Genomic DNA, 19,802 nt, shown 5'->3' on the forward strand with positions numbered 1-19,802 from the left:
TGCATACTGAAACACTATACAATTTTTTAAGTCATTACTGGTGATCATTATATTTTCTCAAATCCCTTACTGAAAAGCTTGACGTGTTAAAATATTTTACAAATCAGCTTGGTGTCCATATTTTATTTACAATTCTAAACGAGATTTCTATATTCTCAATTTTGGTGAAAGAATCCCTAGTGATTTACGTTACTGATGAAAACATGACCTAATGGTCTAAGAAATAAAAGCGATTTCCGTATTGCGAATCGATCAAAATCCATTGTTTTATGCAAAAACACGTGCTTTTAATGTAGGAACCATGTAGGAAAGATGTAGGAAAAAGCACTGTTATACATGGTCTAATATGTTGATTAGTAATTGTTTAAGTCAAAAATGTAGGTAATGTAGGTGATTTTTCTTTTTTTCTGGAAACTTTGTAAATTTAGGAAGAAGTATACCTTTCAAATTTACGATGAATCTTTTTATTTTATAAATTGGATAACCTTTTGATGTCTACTTTATAGCACTTTGATAACAAAGAGTTAAGCGTATAATTAGTATGATAAAAGTTTATAAATTAATATAGCGTGAGTTCGACGAATTTAAAACAATGTTACTTGTTATCAATTCGATTTAATTCCCTCATAAAAGAAGGGCGACGACGATATAACTCTCTAAATTCTGCTAGAAGAATTTTTATGGCTTCCTCGCTACCTTTCAGTTCTTGTAGGTGTTCCATATTGTATCTCATCCTTTGATATTGATGACGTTCTTTGGCTAATGTAGCTTCCTTTCGTAAAGCATCCATATAATAAGGGATGAGTCTTGTTTGGTATTCAACCGCCAGCTGAGTAGCATAATGGGAATACAGCTCTAGCCGATAGTCATTATTCACAGTACACAGATATTCAAACAAAGCTTCATCACCATATTCCACTTTTATTATTTCGGCTTTATCGTTTCTTCCAAGGACGGAATAATAGAAGGTAGTTTCATTCATCAATGCATCCAGATAACCTTTCCACTCATCCTTAGGAATGCGCTCTTTTAGAGTCTTATAGGTTTCAATGTCACCATTGGAGAGTATGAACAATCTTCGATAGGTATCTGTAACCTCTTTATCTCTACCTTGCGACAAATAAATCTCAATCTCTTTCTTAAGCCATATCCTTGTATGGCAGCTTTCTCCAAATTTAATTGCTTTTTCCAAAACTTCTATTGCATGGTTATAATCATGTTTTTCTATCAGAAGCCCAACAAGATGGTCGCACACTTCCTTTTCTAACACATTATTTTCCAAAAAGCGAATAGCATCCTCGTCTTTGTCCATAGCAAATAAAATAGTTGCTTTTTGAATGATTAGATCTGATTGTGATACGCCGTATTCATGTTTTTCGATGAGCTCTTCGATTTTTGCAAGCGCATCCTCTCCTGATAGCGTCATGGCTTCCATTCGCTTGGCAAATGCTTTTAGATTGACAAAGCAGTAGTCATCAAAAATAGTTGTATCTTTGGCTATACCAGATAGTTCTATGCTCACGCCTTCTTTAAAATCGGCATCAGCTTTAGGGCTTCTCATCACCTTCTCAATAATTTCTATTGCTTGTTCGCAAGCATAACTAAACTTAGTTCCTTCGTTATCATAAGAGAAAGAATCCTCGTTAAAGGTATTAGAAAAACAGGATAACCATTGCAATGGATAGGCTACAGCACAACTTAGTTCTCCCATCGAAAGGGCTTGTAATGCCTTTTCGAATAAGTGATCGCAATCCTCCATGACAGCATACCAATCGGTATCTTCATAGTTGTCATATCTGCTACCGCTAGAATGTATCTGACAAAAAGAGGTGGCAACTTCCTCTCGTACATCCTCTTCGGAAACATCTTTTATCTTCCTCTCAATGAAATTCTTGAAGTTTTTTTCAAAAGATTTGTCCTGTTGGGCATATTCCATTAGCATATCGCTTAACTCGCTATAACTCACCTTATTGATGAAGTTTTTCAGTTCGTTATTCTTCACCTAGTCAAACTATTTATTCTGAGGTTCAATGAATGTGAATATTTTATCGAGTATTTCTCTCTTTCTTGTTTTGCTTCCAAAATCAATGCCGCGATCTTTTTCGGTCTTATTAATATCGCAAAGACCGATATAATGAAATACCCTATCAAATGTTCTAAGTTCATAGCACGCTGATGGCGATAAACCAGGAAATGCTTTAAAGTAAGCCTCGGCATAGAATTTTTTATGTCGCCAAGTGTCACCGTAACGATGGAGAAGCCAAAGAGAATAGAGCCTTCCGACATTACCAATTTCGATATCGTTGTATAAATCGAAGTATCCTGCGTTGAAGTCCAAAAGGAGAAAAATCATTAAGGCATGCAAAAGAGCATTGTAGTCCTTTAGCATCTTACCTCCTTTGGTGGTAAGCGACATCTTTCCACAGCGCACTTTAATAAATCCACACTCTTTCAATGCGATGCGTAGCACTTGTACCACTTCAACTCTTGACTCCAATTTTTGCTTATAATAATCTGAACTCCAATCAGACAATCCCATATCATATAGTTCTGTTACCAATTTAGGAGGAATGTAACCTTGTGGCGTGAGCTTTAGTTCTTTTTCAGATAAAGATCTCAGAAGGTAGAGTGCTTGTTTGATGAATGGGATTTCTTCTATTTCACTATCAGAAAGTTTACGTAATTTCACAGGGCATTTCTTTCCCAAAGGATCGTTGAGCATCTGATACATTTGGTCGGGTGTAAATCTTTTGAAATTAGCTATGGGGGTCTCGTTTTGAAAGGTAATAATGTCGCCCAAGAATCTATTGAGGATTTCCTCATTGGGCGTTCCCCCCATCTTTTCTTGTTCGTTAATGTAGGCTTGGAGCTGCTCTGTTATTTTGTTCATAAGATTTTTATCCATAGTTTAATTTATTAAAACGTTATTGTTTATTCGCCCGTAATTTATTGCCATCTCAGTAAGCATGTATTCGCATGTCCCCATGTCAATAGTAATTATAATGGGCAAATATATGAAAATATCTTGATATTACAAACCTTGATGGAACAAAAAAACGTTTTTGTTCGATATTTTATTGTTCAGAGTGCAAAAACGAAAAAACTTAGTTGGAGCTAACAAGAACAATATTTCAATCTTATAGTCTCAGCTTTTCTATTTGTTTTTGAATATCTAAATTTGCTGGCAAGGGCACCTATCGACAAATCCTTATACAGATGCGTGTTGATATAGTCGAGCACCGGTTGCTACTGTTCATCTCTAGACATTACTAGAGGCAGAAGTGGGAGAGAGTAGCTGCAATTATCTTGTTAAAAGATGATGATAGAATACCGAAAGTTATAATATGCAGACTCCCGACAATTCAATGATGAAGTGCCGGGAGCTTTACTTTATATGTAGTGTATTGTAAGTTGGAGTGCTCTTATCGAGTTGAAGCAAGTGCTATCGCCTCGAATATGATACCTGCAGCCGTAACAACTGGGTTATATACATATCCTTCATAAACATAGTATTCGTGATGATCGCGATAGATTCGACGTGCTCCACGTGGCATTTCGCTGATACGATAGCCGATGAATGGATGTGCGTGATGCGCAAACCTTACAGGTGGAGGCTCATGGCGTACCATTCTGTGACCTCTGTCACGTCTACCATAATTGTTGATGATAACCACGTCGTTTCCTCTGTGACCTCTGCCAATGTTATAAACTCTGTCACCACCGTTATGACGATTATGGTCATTGTCCATCATTACTACATGGCCATTGTTATGACGCCAATTTTTCTCATGCCTAGAAGAAGCGTTTGCTGTTATAGAACTTGCTGCAATTGCGATTGCAAGTATTGCCATCATCTTTTTCATAACTTATTCCTTTCTTTAATGCTCTTTCGAGCGGTTAATATTTCTTGTTGTTGATGCAAAGGTATGGCGAAAATCAAGAATTTCAAAAGGATAAATCCTAAAGTGAGAGTATGTTTTCCCTATTAGTTTAAGGGAAATCCATATGTTCCCATGGTTCCCTAAATCTTCTTATTGCTTTGGAGTTCCGAAGCGCAGAAGAAACTCTGCTAGTTATTCCTGCGGTAGCATTTTAATTCTACAGTCTCCAACTTTTCTACAAAATAGAACTTTTAAATTTGCATTTTCTATCTATTTGTATTATCTTTGTGCTTAATATTATACATAATTATATTAACACGAAGCACAAGATGACAAATGATATACAGGAAATAATTGAAACTCTTGCCAAATTTAATGATGATCGTGATTGGGAACAATTTCATAATGCTAAAGACTTGGCTCTAGCTCTTTCTATTGAAGCAGCTGAACTGAATGAGGCATATCTTTGGAAGGATGTTGAAGATGTTAAGATAGAAAAGGTTAAGGAAGAACTTGCTGATGTATTTAACTATGCTTTCATGATTGCTGATAAATACAATCTTAATGTGAAGGATATTTGCCTCAAAAAGATTGCACGCAATGCAGAGAAATACCCTGTAGAAAAGGCAAAAGGCAGTTCAAAGAAATACAACGAACTATAAAAAGAGATGGAGTTTAACTCAAGAATCATATATAGCGCACCGCAATCCCAGTTTTTTAAGGATGTGTTGCTAAACAAGGTGGTTGGGAAAATGGTGGAATCTTCAGCCAAAATAAACCTTTCACCAGGTAAGCCTGAGCTGAACTCTTGGAACAATAATGTTCGTCATATCAAGGATCTTATTGAATTATCAGATGTTAATGATACGTATGTGACTTTTGAATATTTTATTCCATATAGTCGCAAGCGTATTGATTGTGTGCTTTATGGTCAGGATAAGAATAATAAGAAAAATGTTGTTCATATTGAGCTTAAGCAATGGAGTAATTCGGGCGTAAAGGAAAGTAATAGCGACGGAAACTTTATAACAAGCGATGAAGAACCTACTTTTAATGTGACTGCATTTACAGGTGGTGCTTATCGTGTAGTGCCTCACCCATCGCAACAGGTGAAAGGTTATCAAGGTTATTTGACTAACTTTGTAGAAACAGTTAGCAGTCATGAGGTCACATTAACAGGCTTGGCATATTGCTATAACTATTTCCGTGATTCAACATTCTCAACTCTGCTATTTGATGATAAATACAAGCCTTTGTTGAATGAATTTCCTACTTATGCAGCCGATGATGTGGCGGCATTAGCGAAGGATTTATATCGACTATTGGGCAACGGTCAAGGTCTGTCGGTATTCAATAAAATGATGTCGAGTCGTATTCGCCCATCGAAAAAACTACTAGAAGAGGTTTCCACAATGATTGAAAACGGTGATCCTTCATCCTTCTCATTGATTGAAGACCAAATCGTTGCGAGAAATATCATTCGCGATAAGATAAAACTGCTCAGTAAGAATAAAAATCAGAAAAGCGTTATTTTGGTGAAAGGTGGCCCTGGAACTGGCAAGACTGTGATAGCATTGCATCTAATTGCTGAAATGGCTAAGTCTAAGCTCAATGTACACTATGCGACAAAGTCTAAACCTTTACTTGAAGGTGTGCGTACGCAACTGAAGCCTGGCAGTAGAGTGCTTTTTTCAAACGTAGGAAGTTTTGTTCCTTATTACGCAGAGGAAAATAATATTGACGTACTCTTTGTCGATGAAGCTCATCGTATTCTGAAGAGCGCAAACAGTCAATTTACAAAGGCTAATGCTCGAACAGATTTATCTCAGATTGATACGCTTGTTCGCTCAGCAAAGGTATCTGTATTCTTCATAGACGATCGTCAAGCTATTCGTGGTGTGGAAATTGGATCTTCTGAACTCATACGTGAATGTGCTGAACGATGGAATGCAAAGGTTGATGAGGTGGAGCTTGTATCTCAATTCCGTTGTAATGGTTCGGATAATTATCTGAACTGGATAGAGCAAGTTTTATATAACCAAGAGATTAAATCGGTATTTGACAAGACCGAGTATGATTTTCAAGTATTTGATGATCCACAAAATATGTATGATGCCCTTTGTGTAAAAAATGCTGAAGAAGGAATCACTGCTCGTCTTACAGCTGGATTCTGTTGGCCTTGGACTAATCATCTTGTTGATGGTAAATTGGCACCTGATGTACAAATTGGTGATTTTGCTATGCCTTGGGAAACTCATAGTAAAATAACCTCTCCGCCTAATGGTTATGTGAGATGGTATGAGTGGGCTTACAAGCCTGAAGGTATAAAGCAAGTAGGATGCATTTATACTGCTCAAGGATTCGAATTTGACTATATTGGAGTCATTATAGGAGAAGATTTTCGCTATAACGAAATAACAAAGCAAATTATCACAGATAAATCTGCATGTAAAGATAGTGTACTGCGCCAGAATAGGAAAGGAGCAACCATGACCTTTGATGACTACGTACGCAATATATATCGTGTGCTGATGTCACGTGGCATGAAGGGTTGTTATGTATATTGCTGTGATCCAGCGTTAGGAAAATATCTTAAGTCTCTTATAGATGAAATGCCGACATTTATTCTTAAGGCTGCAAAGCTTGTTCCTGAATATACAGAAGAACCTATGATTGCTGCAGAAGAAATTCACGAAGAAGAGGAATTTTTTGTTGCAGAAATAGATCCAGAAAAGCAATATACTGAATATCTTCCATTATATTCTATCCGTGCAGCTTGCGGTCGCTTTGGTGATGGTGAACCTGTACAGGTACAAGGCTGGGTAAAAGCCGAAGGGATTGGACGTTTGAATCTAAATATGTATGTAGTAAAGGCTGTTGGTCACTCCATGGAGCCATTTATCATTGATGGAGAATATTGCGTGTTCCGTACCTATACTGGTGGTTCACGTCAGGGAATGGTAGTACTTGCACAGCATCATAGTTTCTATGATACAGACAATCAAGGAGCATATTCCATCAAGGAGTATCAAAGCGTGAAGCATTACAACTCAGACGGTACATGGGAGCATGATGAAATTCTTCTTATGCCACGCAATCCAGAATACACACCAATAAGAATTAGCGTTGAAGATAGTGATGACTTCCGCATTGTTGGCGAATTTGTCGGTAAGCTTGAAGAATGATAGTTAGATGTAAATTTCAATGGTATGAATGATATAATAAACCAGAATAATATATTGGAGGCAAACAAAAAAATGCGATAAAACATCCTCGATGTTTATATGATTCTTTAATTATCCAAAGCTGTCGCTTAATTGCATTTGAATACCTAAATACCTAAAGAACGATGAAAAAGAAACCATTGGAATAACAAAGGATAAGAACCATAAAAAACGCAGTAAGAAATACTAACTAAATATAGTTTAATCATAACAAATGAAGAAAATGCTTTTTATATTTATATTGCTGTCCCTCGTCTTGATGAAAGGGCATGCTACAGGTCAAGTATCAGAACTTTTGTCTTTTGATGATAAAAGTTGGTCGATGTTCTATTGTCCGCTTGATATGGTCGAGCAGTCTGAAGAGTGGCACCGGAGTAATGACTTCGAAAAGGATAGTTGGAATACTGGATGCTGGAGAGGCTATATAGGTCATTGGAGCATTATAAACAATAAATTGATTTTGACTAAGGTAGTAAGGGAAAAGTCTACGATAGATTCTCTGAACCGAAGTAGGTCTGTATATGTGGAAATGTCACACGTATTTAAATGCTATTCTAAATATGCAACACCTAAAGGAATCTTTGCTTCATGGGTTAATGATACTATACGCATCGGTAGAGGCAGACTTATTAGATATAATCATATGGCTTTTGACCGTAATCAGGAGGAAGAAGCATTACTTATCATAAAGAAGGGAATAGTGACGAAAGTGAAATACTTTCATAATAGAATTGTACAAGGGCACAGTATGCGGGATTTCGGGAAAGCCATCGTTCATGATAGCATTAGTTGGGATGGAATTTCTGATAATGTCAAAAGATTCTTATTTAGGATGAAAGTTAATCATGACGAGAATGGGCATGTTGATTCTTTTGACTTAAAGTTCTATAAGCTCACACCTGAACAAGAAATTATCATGAAGCCTAGAATACTTGAATTAGTTAGTAGGCACAGGAACGACATCCTTGTAATGCAGATTCTAGATAAGTATGTAACAGAAACTTATACGTTCCCAATTGTAAGGCCAAAGAAAGATTAGGCTGAGTAATATTATTACTTTAATAAATTGCCTTTATTCGCTTTATGGAGTAAAGACAAGTATGTATTTCCTAATATTAGTTTTGTACGGAAAATCGCATGAACATAATACTTTTAGTACAAAACTACTACACTAATCAATATTTGTAGTATTTTTGTACTGATTAAAGATGAATAGTAAGCGGGTATCGATAAAATTCAGCAGGTCAGCAGTTATGAAATCTAAGGATAAGATAGCATATTATAATATGTACTATTTTTGATGTTTTCGTTGTGGCTATTTGTTTACTAGTTATCTTCAATCTAAAATGGAGATACAAAAACTAAGTGTACCATGTTCGTTTTCCAACGGTTGTTTGATATTTCAAGCCTTTTATATTTTATTTAGTAAAAATAGGGTTAAAAAAATATATATTAGCTATCAACCTATCATATAATAAATAAAAAACATTATATTTGCACCGTTAATGTAATGTTAAGCTTGTATGAGTAAAACTACAATGGGTACTAAATTGCCCCGAAAATTGGAACAAAAGATGCAGATTGTAGGCGAGCAGATTAAGTTGGCTCGTTTGCGTCGAAATCTTAGTGTGGCTCAGGTTGCTGAACGTGCGACTTGTTCGGCATTGACTATAAATAGAATAGAGAAAGGCACACCAACTGTAGCTATTGGCATCTATCTTCGTGTTTTATATGCTTTGCAGTTGGATGATGATATATTGTTCTTGGCACAAAAAGATGAGATGGGACGTGCTTTGCAAGATTTGGCACTAACTCATCGAGAACGTGCTTCAAAAAAGATTTAAGATATGAATACTTTGTATGTATATGGTGACTTCGATTGGCTAGAAAGACCTCAGTTGATTGGTGAGTTAGGCTACGAATCTCTTCGAGGCTCTGATTCTTATTCGTTTATATACAACAATGAATGGCTTTCAAAATATGGGAGCATTTTCCTAAGTGCCGACATTAATAATTATCCTGGTCAACAGTATACACAACCTGGTAAAGATATCTTTGGATGCTTCAGCGACGCTTTACCTGATCGTTGGGGTAGAACATTACTTAATCGTCGCGAGCAAATACAAGCTGAAGAAGAGAAAAGGCCAGTTAGAAAACTATCCTCGTTTGATTATCTTATTGGTATTGATGACTACTCACGAATGGGTGGTTTTAGGTTAAAGAAAGAACCAAATGGAAGTTTTATTAACTGTGAGCAATCTCTTCGTATTCCGCCACTTACAGATATTCGTTCACTTGTTGTTGCAAGCATAGAAATTGAAAAAAGTGAAGAGAAAAATATCCTTCCTGATAAGAAATGGATACAGCAACTTGTCCACCCTGGAACATCCTTGGGAGGTGCTCGTCCGAAAGCTGGTATTGTTGACGAAAAACAACAACTTTATGTGGCTAAGTTCCCATCTCGTAAGGATGATTATGATGTGGCACTCTGGGAACATCTTAGTCATTTGCTTGCTAAAGAAGCTGGTGTTGTAGCTGCTGAAACAAGAATTATTTCTTCAGGTGAAAAGTACCATGCACTCCTTTCAAAACGATTTGATCGTACAGAAAAGGGTATAAGAATACACTTTGCATCGGCTATGACTCTGTTAGGTCTTACTGACGGTTGTGATGCTAAGACAGGAAACGGATATCTCGATATCGTGGACTTCATTCTCCAAAACTGTTGTGATGTAAATGAGAATCTTAGTCAGTTGTATCGTCGTGTTGCTTTTAATATTGCTATCGGAAATAGTGATGACCATTTCCGTAATCATGGCTTCTTACTTACACCAAGGGGCTGGACATTAAGCCCAGCTTATGATATGAATCCAACACTTAGTGAATACCAGAGTCTCCTTATTAACTCATCAACTAATGAATCAAGCCTACAGATATTGTTTGGTTCTTGTGAGGAATACATGATCAGCAAAGAAGAAGCCCGAATAATCATTAATGAAGTAATTGCGGGAGTTCATAAATGGCATTCTATTGCCGTTTCTCTTGGTATTGCAAAACGCGAGATAGATATGTTTTATCATGTGTACAGTAAGACAATATTAAATCTATAGAAATGATTTTTCTTCTTACTGCAATTTATTGTGGTATAGCAGACTTTATTTCTGTAGATATTGCTTTTATATTAAAAACAGCAAATAATGTGGAAAATAGCTATTTATCATTGGAGTTCTGGAAAATGTTGGATGACTAACTAATGGCTTAACCTATCATAAAAGAAACAATAGTTACCTGTATTGTATGTTTAATGATAAGTAAAGTTATATTCATTTCCTAGTCGCCATTGTTTGTTCCTTTTCTACATTAATTGATTGACCTTCCTTCTCAATGCTCCAAAAAGGTATGTTGTATTCGTCGGTAAACTCTTTCATGCGCCATGCACTCTTAAAACCACTAACAACAAAATGCATTGGGATAAACAATCCAACCTTGAATTGCTCGATGAATTGTCTGGCTCCACGAGTATATCCGTTACCAATACGGCCATCTACAGGGAACATCACGACATCGAAAGAGTCTGCTATCTTTTTGATGTCTTTCAACTCTCCGAGGAATTGTTTCTCATCCTTTATTGGATCAATAACACCAAATTGACCTACGGTCTTCCTCTTCCTTGCAGAACAAAGTTCGAGCGAGCTCGACTCTGCCTCTGCTTCGTTCATCGGTTCTTCACTATCAATAGGATTTCCATCATAGGTATCAGTCAGAAAACGAGCATACCAATTATTTAGATCGCCAGCATGAAAAATACGCTCGACATAAACTTGACTTTCGGTCTCTTTTACTTCAACTATCCATGAAACTCCACTATCATTACTGCCTGTGGCATAGACGTTTAGAATATCTTCGCTCCATACAGAACCTTTTGCCATCCATACGTCAGCATCTTCTTTGTCGGCTCTTCTGCGTTTCAGAATATCCTTTGAAAGAATATAGATGAAAGAAAGAGTTGGGTAATCGGTTCTCCATTTCAGAATATCCTTTGTGAAGTGATCTTCATGGAAATGGCTCGCGAATACATAAACAGGTTTGTTAGTAGTGGATAGAATCTTAGGGATGACTCCTGTAGGATCCATCCAATAATCAAAGATGAGCATACAACTTTCTGTCTCAATTGCAAAACCACTATGATATATATATGTCAGTTTCATGCCTACTATACATTTTAAATCATCTCACATATTCTGTCTTCTCTAATAATCTTCGGCGCAGCCTTACCAGCTAACACCAGCATTTTCTTGCCATTGCGGTAGATATGCAGTTGGCGTGAGCGAACAACTGCTGTCAGCTCATCATCATCTTGTATAGCCATCCAAATATGATGGTAAACGCCATCTTCTTCAAACAACTTCTTTTGCAAGTGCGAGCACATGTTGGTTGTATCTATTGAAATCATATATTTTAAGGGCTTAATACAATATATAAACTTTTAGCTATCATTTGATATTCAACACTATAGATCTATAATAAAAAGACAATAGTAGATTAAACTCAATTTTGCGTTCCTATTACTTGTTTAAAAGTAGAACAGCACTAGTTCTTCCTCAAAGGAAACAAAAGTACAAAAATAAAATGATATGTATGTGATGCGGAAGAGAAAATATACATGGCTAAGATAAAAATGTAAAATAATCGTCTGAGAATCAATAATTACTAAAGAATACTTGTTTGATTGAAATAAATAGTTTATTTTTGCGATGTTATACTTCAATAAAGTGATGATTAAGTGGTTAAATAATAACTAAACATCATCTAAGTGATATTTAAATAGAAAGATTATGGTGGATCTGTATGAGTATTCTACATCAGAACTTACCTGATGCGTAAGGACGAGAAGAAAGTGCAACGTATTCGTCTTCTAAATAAGGAGTTATGGTCTGACAACCATAATCGGATATCTGAAAGAATGAAATGAGTTGGAGTAAAATATTATCTAATTCTTTAACTAATAATTAATTGATAGAACTATGAAATATGATGAATTAGCCATCGTTGGACTCCCAAAGAGTTTCAAGATATATAAAGCAGTAGATTATCTATATCCAAATGGAGAACCTGATAATCCTGAAGAAGTCTTATATGACGAATATTTTGAAGAATGTGACGAAGGAGAGGATGCAAGTATTGTGTTTAAGTATAACGAATCAGCAACAGGTGTATCTGTAGTTTATAATTCTACAGTAAACGCTTTAAATCTATGGCTTTCACCATGGGCAGTGGAAGCCGACGTGCTGTTGTATGTTGCATTTATTAATGCAATTTTGAAGAAGCATCCTCGTGCAAAGTTGTATGATAAATATGATATTATCAAGAATCTGACCGATATTGACCTCAATCGGATGCAGGCAGATAGAAGAAAGTATTTGAAGCGTTTGCTTCAAACCAAAGATGGTTTCACGATGGAGGGAGTAAATAATGATTTCGTTCTTCAAGTTGCTCACCTTCGAAAAGCCGCTTCAATTGATATGCAGGTAATAGAACTGCAACAAGTGTTCACCAAAATGCAATGGGAAGAAGAGTAAGTGGATTTGGATTAATGTAAGAACACTACCTATCATAATATGCAGTTGGCGTGAGTGAACAACTGCAGTCAGCTCATCATCATCCTGTATAGCCATCCAAATATGATGGTAAACACCATCTTCTTCAAACAGCTTCTTTTGCAAGTGGGAGTACATGTTGGTTGTATCTATTGAAATATTTAATTGTGTTCTACTTTCATTTTTCCCATGCGGTATTTCTTAATAAGCGGAGTTGGATGGCCTTCGTAGTAGCGATGCTTGTCAAAGGCGAAAGCAACTTTGTTCAGACCGTCCCAGCCGCAGACGAATGTTGCATAATCAGCATCTTTGAGCAGAGTATCCTTATGGAAGATATGATGAGCATCTTTTGCGTAGTCATAATCTTTATTGTTGTCTGCAGCTGAACCTTCATATAGATAGAGTGATGGCAGCGCATCAAATGATTTTGCATCTGCACCTTTCACGATTCTATTTTTCCAATACACTCTCTTCTGGTCTTTACTCCAATCTCCACAGGCTATATTCGTGAGATGTTTGATATTTGTACCTTCTGGCATTTTCAGAAACTCATGTGTATAGAAATTCTTTCCATCTACATAGAAGTTTTTATTCTCTTTTGCAACTTTCAATTTATTGTAGTCTTTTACCTCTGTTGCTTTATTCTCATAATAGACACAATTTTTGTCCTGCCCAAAATAACGACTTTGCAAGAAGGTGTGAAAGGTTGCAGGATCTGCTCCTTCTACAATTTTTGTTTTAAAATATACATGGTAGATGTCTTTGGCATATTGTTCGTTCAGCCCCTTAAACGACTTGTAGTCTCCCACAGGAATGGAATGAATCTCATCCTTTTCAGTTTGATCGTCAGTGTAGTAGATATAATTTTTGTCTACACTCCAGTTATTATAACCTGGGCGGAACGACTTGTAGTCTGAAACGTGAAATGGAATCCCATAGCTATAATAATCCTTCCCGTCACATGCTATGTTTGCATTCGACATTTTGAAAGTCTTAGGGTGTGCCCCCTTCATGATTTTTCCTGTATAATATACATGATTTTTGTCGGCAGAATATCCCGTGTTTTTCCCGATAAGATGAAAGGTTGCAACATCTGCACCTTCTATTTTATCAAAACAGTAATACACATGTTTATTGTCAAGTGCGTAACTTCCTTGATAATCTTCCCCGATTTTTCTGTAAGAGAAGAAGTCAGAACCATCGGGTCTATTCTCAGCTAAAGGACTAATGGCAATTAAAACACAAAGTAGTAATGATATTAGTGGCAACCCCGAAATGAGATAGAAAAGATAGGGTTTTACCAGTTTCTTAGATATCCGTTTTGCAACGATGACGAGAGGAAACAGATAAAGCGGGTAGCCGAACACGATTAATGCAAATCAAATAATTAAGAAAGAGTGCCTTAATAAAATTAATTAAAAATGGTAATTTGATTTAAATGTATTCTAATTCCAATTATTTCATATCATTTGAAAGAATCTCAACTAGCGTTTTCCTGGAAATAATAATGCTATCATTATTACCAGTGTTACAAAATTTGGCATATATTATTATGAATCCATAATTAGCAGTTAATAATGCAAACAAATTGAAATTCATAAATTGTAATATATATTGTAGAAACTCGATATTTTCGCAAATAATAAGATATAATTCCAATATTTTTACTATTTTTGTAGTGTGAAAATATTATATTTTAAGCTGACTATCATAATTTAGACATAATAATGAAAGATACAATTAACTCTCCTGTATCGTGGTTGTTCAAATATATACTTGGACGATTAGAGAATACTAATCCTGATTACATTGATCGGGTAATAATGCCTTTGGTTGATGATTGTAAACTTAATACTGGTATAGTAATTGATCAAAGTAAAGCAGGAAAATTTCGTGCTTATGTAAATAGTGAAGGTAAAATTACAATAACCGAAAATTTCCTTTGCTATATTTGGAATCTTTGTTATTTTGGTTTAGTAAGTTACGAAGAAGGTGTTGCCAGTTATTGGGATAATAAACAAAAAGGAATTAAAGAGGATAATATTAATCATATTGCTTTGAGGGTTGCAGAGGAATGTAGACAATATGCGATGTCTCTACATTGGGGTTATGACGAATGGCCGGAAAACCTCCCCAAGCCAAACAATCATGATAAGAATGAAGCTGTGAATTTTACTAATCAGTTATTCCTTTATGCCGTTAACTACATTCTTTGTCATGAAATTGCCCATATTTTATTAGGACATTCTGTTGGCGTTTCTAGCGAACGATTTTTTGAACAGGAATATGAAGCAGATGAGATGGCATTTCAAGAGGTATTGAAAGGGCGATATGGCAAAAACAATCTGACTGTTGAATTAGGCGTTTTGATGGGATTCTGTGCTATGATAATGGCTAGTCCTTCTGATAAAGATGGTATAACTCATCCAAGTTCATTGAAAAGATTAAAAAGTTTTATTGACTTTGTTTCACCTGCACCTGATCCAGATTTGGAGTGTTCTTTGTCTATATCTAGGTGTATGGGATTTTGTATTTCATAAAGGCTATGATCCATATTCTATAGAGTTTGAATCTCATAAGGAGCTTTTTGATAAGTTTATGGAAAAAGCCCCAGAACAATAATCGTTTTCATTCATAAAAAAATAAGCTTTATGTTCTCATTAAGAAAACTGATAGTTAAAGATTCTTGCGATAAAAGAATCCTGAAAATTTTAAAGCCAGGAGAATATCTCTTTTCTGATCCAAAATTTGATAATTTCTTTCTTAATAATGTTACGGTTTCATCTATTGTAGGAAAAAATGGCTGTGGAAAATCATCATTGATAGAACTTGTATTCCGCATGGTTAATAATCTTGGCGCAATGATGCTTAAAAAACTAAGCCGGCCTGCGGCTGATGCTCTTTGTTTTGTTGAAGGCATTGAAGCTACATTGGAATATGATCTTGATAGTAAGCACGGAACCCTTATATGTGGACGTAATTCAGTTGAGTTGATGCATGGTGAGTATTTATTTTGTTGGCACAAAGAGAATTCATCTGTTTTATACGAAATCAATGGAAAAAAGAAAGATACCAATGATTATGGAGTAGCTAAATGTGTAGCTGATAATTTCTTCTATCTGATTGCGACCAATTATAGTATGCAGTCTTTCATCGATGCAGACTATAGAAAAGAAATAGTATCATCATGGCAACCAAATAAGGCGTATGATGAAAGTACAAATGAATATGTGTGGGGGCGAGATGATTCTAATTGCTGGATAAATGGTGTCTTTCATAAGAATGATGGATATATGTGCCCTATCGTTCTTAACCCATATAGAGATAACGGAAAGATAGACATGGTAAAAGAAGAGGGATTAACTGTAAATCGTTTATGTGCCCTAATGTTGCAATTTCGAAAAGAGAACTATCAGATTATTGAAGGATATAGGCTAGCCTCTATTCGCTACATATTTAATCAGGGGTATTTGTTGGAGAATTTTGATAGACAAATATTGAGGGACATTCCTGCAGAGAGGATAAGTGATAAATTTTTGTATGTCTATTTTCTTGAAGGTAGCTATGCTAAAGCAATCCTAGATGGATATGGGATAAATGCTGAAAGAGATATGAACTATATAGAGCTGACTCTACGACTTTACTTGGTTTACAAAACATTTAGCATTGCAGAAAAATACCCACAATATTCTCATTTTAGACCATTGGGAAATGTCAACAATGCTTTTAAAACTAATACAAATAAGCATGAACTAAAATTAGTGTATGAGTTGGCTAAAAAAATCATGGTCAATTCTTCACATATTGAATTGAAGGTTCATCAAACAATATATCTCATTAGGAATCTTGATATATTGGATAATAAAAATAGGCTAGAACAGCCAATGACTTACGAAGAATTCAATGAATTTTTGAATGTCAACACAGAATGTGATAATGTAATGCAAAGGTTTAGAACCCTTCCGCCACCTCTATTTCGTCCAACGATATATTTGATAAAGAATGAAGATTATGACAATATCATGCGCCAAGAATTCACTGAGCAAGAGCGAAAGGATGACATTGATCGTCATTCGATACCTTTATCAGATTTAAGTTCTGGTGAGCGTCAGTTTATTTATATGACTAGTACGCTTCTTTACCATGCGCATAATATTCTGTCCATTCCTGATAATGAACGTTTAGCTTACCGAAATCTATGTATGGTGCTTGATGAGGTAGAAATATGCTTTCATCCAGAATATCAACGTACATTCTTAAGCAAATTACTTTCGCTGATAGAACGTAATCAGCTTAATACATTCTTTGGTATAAGCATCCTAATCATTACCCATTCTCCATTTGTTCTCAGTGATATACCTAAAGATAATATTTTATATTTGGAAAATGGAGAGAACGTTTCAGAAAGCAAACACCTGAATACATTTGGTGCAAATGTAAACGAATTACTGGCGCAAAGTTTCTTCTTGTCGGGCGGGTTTATGGGTGAATTTGCAAGTGATAGGATAGATTCATTGGCTAATTACTTATCCGATAATCCGACTAGTTATCCATGGACAGAATCTTTGGCAAAAGAATTAATTGATTTGGTAGGTGACGAGTTGATACAATTTCAATTACAACAGATGTATGCCCAGAAATTTAAAGATACTGATTCATATAAAGTATGGATAAAAGAAGAGGCTGAAAGATTAGGTATAGAACTATGAGAAGAATATTGATTACAAATAAGATTATAGGAATAGCCAATCGCTATACCTCGGAAATGGAGGATATTCACACGTTTAAAACTGGGGAAAATCCCAAAGCTAGATTGTTGAATCTTAGTAATAGACTCAAAAAATCTAGCGCAAAAATAAAAATATTAAGGCAGCCTGCAAAAAAGGGACATCCTGCGGTTTATGAAAATAAAACTGGCAACAAGATGTTGGAATGCTCAAATTATGTGAAGGCTATATATGATAATTATGATGGTTTGAACTCATTACTGCCTTCACAATATGATGAAAAAATATCAAAACTGGTGGATCCTAAGCTTGGTTCTTATGAACTTAATAAAATAAAAGTTAAGCTTCCCAAGAAACGATTGATGTCTCTTTTTGAACTTATTGTCGAAGCAATGCGATACGTTCATGTACAAAAGGAAATAATACCCAAGTACATAAAGGAGATGGGGATAAAAACTTGTGTGTATTGCAATGCACAATTCGCAACTACGGTTACGCTACAAGAGATAAAACCAACCAAAAAAGGTATGGTTAGAATCAAATATCATGAGGCGCCTTGCTATGAACTTGATCATAATAAGGCGAAGTCTAAGTATCCTTACCTTTGTACAAACTTCTACAACCTACAACCATCATGCAGTTCTTGTAATCGTAGGAAAAACGATAGGGAATTAGGTTTCTCTCTTTACTATGAACCTGGTGAAACAGACATTAGTCCTCTCCATTTTAGACTAGATCCAAAAGATATTATTCGATTTAGGATGACCAATGATGGACAGAAAGTTTTGCCACATTTATGCAATGCAGGATCCGATGTCCCTCCGATGAACCCAGAAGATAATTCTGACGCGGGCAGATTTAACAAAATGCTTGGGGTACAAGGAATATATGATGAACATGCAGATATTGTGGAAGAAATATTGTGGAAGCATAAAATCTATTCAAGTGGTTTTATGACAGCTACCATAAACCAAATCAAATCTTTAGGAATAGTTAATTTTGATATGAAGAGATTTATTCTCGGAGGTTATTATGATAGTGATGATGACTTTTTGAAAAGACCTTTGAGTATATTGAAGAACGATCTTTGGGATCAACTTAATAGAAAAAAGTAATATCCCCTGAAGGCTTTTACAAAGTGTCCTCCCCCTTGGAGGGGAGGACTTAGAGGACTAAAATACATAATATTATAGCTTTAATATCCATTCTCCTTGAAATACTTGAGGAGAATCTTGCCAACTTTCTTGTTGTGAAGAATGTATGATATATGGTCTTCACCAGGAATGATCATCACCTTTCCCTTTGGGATATTGCTTGCTATCTGTTCAGTGTGAGAACGTTGTATAGCATCATTTTCTCCAGCCATAACCAATACAGGAACTTGAATATTCTTCATATCCTCAAAGGTCATATCCGGTTCATCAATCATCATTTTCAATAGGGGAGAAGGATTCTTCTCTTTCACCATATTCTCGTATTCCTCAGGAAGAAGTCCCTTTGGAAACAGATTAGCACCACTTGTAGCCATCAATGAGCATGTATTTGGATGCATGAGTTCCAATAACAAAGCATTATTTCCGCCATCGCTCCAACCAAATATAGCAGGCTTCACAATTCCCAATTTATCAATGAATTGATACATATCCTCTGCCATATCCTTGTAATGGTATTCTGACAGAGGCTTGTTTTCACCTTGACCACGAGAGTCAATAACATACACCTTATAACCAGCCTTTGCCAACTGATGAGTTGTAGTTTCCAAGTCTTTGTGACTACCTCCATTACCATGAAGCAATATCACCGGTTTACCCTCACCTTCAACAATATAAGCAAGGCTAATGCCATTAACTTCAACCACACCAGCAGTCTCTTGCATCACGCTCTTACATGATGAAAGACTACCCATACCTAACACCGCACTTACCATATATATAAAAAGCTTTTTCATAACTATAAGAGTTTGATAGCATCCCTCATGATGTCGTCATGATCAAAAGCAAGGGTAGGGTGATCATTAAGAGAAAACCAGCGAGCATCAGCTGCATCATCCTGACCTTGAACCTCTAATGGTTCATCTACACGAATAAGATAAGCCACTGTGATAGTTCGTCCACGAGGATCTCTGTCAACCTTTGAATAAGCACCAATCTGCTGTACTTCAGAAATAACAAGTCTTGTTTCCTCCTGAAGTTCACGGATGGCACACTGCTCTGTTGTTTCATCCATCTCCATAAAGCCACCAGGGAATGCCCAACGACCTTGGTACGGATCAGCCTTTCGTAGAATCAACAACACCTTAGGAGCCGCTTCTTTTGTAATGACTACACTGTCTGCTGTGACAGCTGGTCTTGGATATTTATATGTATAGTTCAT

At 35.9% G+C, this 19,802-nt stretch carries 17 protein-coding genes; 9 read left to right on the forward strand and 8 right to left on the reverse strand.

Going from position 1 to position 19,802, the window contains the following annotated elements:
- Nucleotides 1-595: 595 nt before the first annotated feature.
- The 3 genes from prwr041_RS11935 to prwr041_RS11945 form a co-directional block, all read right to left on the reverse strand.
- The gene (locus tag prwr041_RS11935; RefSeq protein ID WP_207153989.1) at nt 596-2,002 is read right to left on the reverse strand and encodes a tetratricopeptide repeat protein; all 1,407 of its coding nucleotides are present in this window, start codon (nt 2,000-2,002) and stop codon (nt 596-598) included.
- A gap of 9 nt (nt 2,003-2,011) precedes the next feature.
- Complete coding sequence (locus prwr041_RS11940; RefSeq protein ID WP_207153991.1) at nt 2,012-2,890, reverse strand: hypothetical protein; 879 nt, start codon at nt 2,888-2,890, stop codon at nt 2,012-2,014.
- Between the two features lie 532 nt (nt 2,891-3,422).
- Nucleotides 3,423-3,863, reverse strand: coding sequence for a hypothetical protein (locus prwr041_RS11945; RefSeq protein ID WP_207153993.1), 441 nt, complete (start codon nt 3,861-3,863; stop codon nt 3,423-3,425).
- A gap of 347 nt (nt 3,864-4,210) precedes the next feature.
- Here prwr041_RS11945 and prwr041_RS11950 point away from each other — a divergent pair, with 347 nt between their 5' ends.
- The 5 genes from prwr041_RS11950 (at nt 4,211) to prwr041_RS11970 (ending at nt 10,215) form a co-directional block, all read left to right on the forward strand.
- Nucleotides 4,211-4,543 (forward strand): nucleotide pyrophosphohydrolase, encoded by a 333-nt coding sequence (locus tag prwr041_RS11950; RefSeq protein WP_207153995.1) that lies wholly within the window; start codon nt 4,211-4,213, stop codon nt 4,541-4,543.
- Nucleotides 4,544-4,549: 6 nt separating this feature from the next.
- The gene (locus tag prwr041_RS11955) at nt 4,550-7,066 is read left to right on the forward strand and encodes a DNA/RNA helicase domain-containing protein (protein ID WP_237072239.1); all 2,517 of its coding nucleotides are present in this window, start codon (nt 4,550-4,552) and stop codon (nt 7,064-7,066) included.
- A gap of 253 nt (nt 7,067-7,319) precedes the next feature.
- The gene (locus prwr041_RS11960) at nt 7,320-8,144 is read left to right on the forward strand and encodes a hypothetical protein (protein WP_207153997.1); all 825 of its coding nucleotides are present in this window, start codon (nt 7,320-7,322) and stop codon (nt 8,142-8,144) included.
- A 484-nt stretch (nt 8,145-8,628) separates the two neighbouring features.
- Nucleotides 8,629-8,949, forward strand: a complete 321-nt coding sequence (locus tag prwr041_RS11965; RefSeq protein WP_207153999.1) for a helix-turn-helix domain-containing protein — start codon at nt 8,629-8,631, stop codon at nt 8,947-8,949.
- Between the two features lie 3 nt (nt 8,950-8,952).
- Nucleotides 8,953-10,215 carry a type II toxin-antitoxin system HipA family toxin gene (locus tag prwr041_RS11970; protein WP_207154001.1) on the forward strand — a complete coding sequence of 421 codons (1,263 nt, stop codon included), beginning with the start codon at nt 8,953-8,955 and terminating at the stop codon, nt 10,213-10,215.
- Nucleotides 10,216-10,428: 213 nt separating this feature from the next.
- On the opposite strand, the gene prwr041_RS11975 is transcribed toward prwr041_RS11970, so the two are convergent.
- A complete protein-coding gene (locus prwr041_RS11975; protein ID WP_207154003.1) occupies nt 10,429-11,313 on the reverse strand; it encodes an MBL fold metallo-hydrolase in 885 nt (294 codons plus the stop codon).
- Nucleotides 11,314-11,327: 14 nt separating this feature from the next.
- Nucleotides 11,328-11,555, reverse strand: coding sequence for a hypothetical protein (locus tag prwr041_RS11980; protein WP_207155683.1), 228 nt, complete (start codon nt 11,553-11,555; stop codon nt 11,328-11,330).
- A 574-nt stretch (nt 11,556-12,129) separates the two neighbouring features.
- On the opposite strand from prwr041_RS11980, the gene prwr041_RS11985 reads away from it, so the two are divergent.
- Nucleotides 12,130-12,684, forward strand: coding sequence for a hypothetical protein (locus prwr041_RS11985; RefSeq protein WP_207154005.1), 555 nt, complete (start codon nt 12,130-12,132; stop codon nt 12,682-12,684).
- A gap of 179 nt (nt 12,685-12,863) precedes the next feature.
- Here prwr041_RS11985 and prwr041_RS11990 read toward each other — a convergent pair whose 3' ends face one another.
- Entirely contained in the window at nt 12,864-13,970 is a 1,107-nt protein-coding gene (locus prwr041_RS11990) for a DKNYY domain-containing protein (RefSeq protein WP_207154007.1), read from the reverse strand.
- A 459-nt stretch (nt 13,971-14,429) separates the two neighbouring features.
- On the opposite strand from prwr041_RS11990, the gene prwr041_RS11995 reads away from it, so the two are divergent.
- The 3 genes from prwr041_RS11995 (at nt 14,430) to prwr041_RS12005 (ending at nt 18,544) form a co-directional block, all read left to right on the forward strand.
- The gene (locus prwr041_RS11995; protein ID WP_207154009.1) at nt 14,430-15,242 is read left to right on the forward strand and encodes a phage exclusion protein Lit family protein; all 813 of its coding nucleotides are present in this window, start codon (nt 14,430-14,432) and stop codon (nt 15,240-15,242) included.
- Nucleotides 15,243-15,353: 111 nt separating this feature from the next.
- Nucleotides 15,354-17,411, forward strand: coding sequence for an AAA family ATPase (locus tag prwr041_RS12000; protein WP_207154011.1), 2,058 nt, complete (start codon nt 15,354-15,356; stop codon nt 17,409-17,411).
- Nucleotides 17,408-18,544: an HNH endonuclease gene (locus prwr041_RS12005; RefSeq protein WP_207154013.1), complete on the forward strand. Its 1,137-nt coding sequence runs from the start codon at nt 17,408-17,410 to the stop codon at nt 18,542-18,544. Before prwr041_RS12000 ends, prwr041_RS12005 begins: the two co-directional genes overlap by 4 nt.
- Before the next feature lie 80 nt (nt 18,545-18,624).
- Here prwr041_RS12005 and prwr041_RS12010 read toward each other — a convergent pair whose 3' ends face one another.
- Both prwr041_RS12010 and prwr041_RS12015 read right to left on the reverse strand, forming a co-directional pair.
- The gene (locus prwr041_RS12010) at nt 18,625-19,377 is read right to left on the reverse strand and encodes an alpha/beta fold hydrolase (RefSeq protein ID WP_207154015.1); all 753 of its coding nucleotides are present in this window, start codon (nt 19,375-19,377) and stop codon (nt 18,625-18,627) included.
- A 2-nt stretch (nt 19,378-19,379) separates the two neighbouring features.
- Nucleotides 19,380-19,802, reverse strand: a complete 423-nt coding sequence (locus prwr041_RS12015; RefSeq protein WP_207154018.1) for an NUDIX domain-containing protein — start codon at nt 19,800-19,802, stop codon at nt 19,380-19,382.

The organism is Prevotella herbatica (genome assembly GCF_017347605.1).
Lineage (GTDB): Bacteria > Bacteroidota > Bacteroidia > Bacteroidales > Bacteroidaceae > Prevotella > Prevotella herbatica.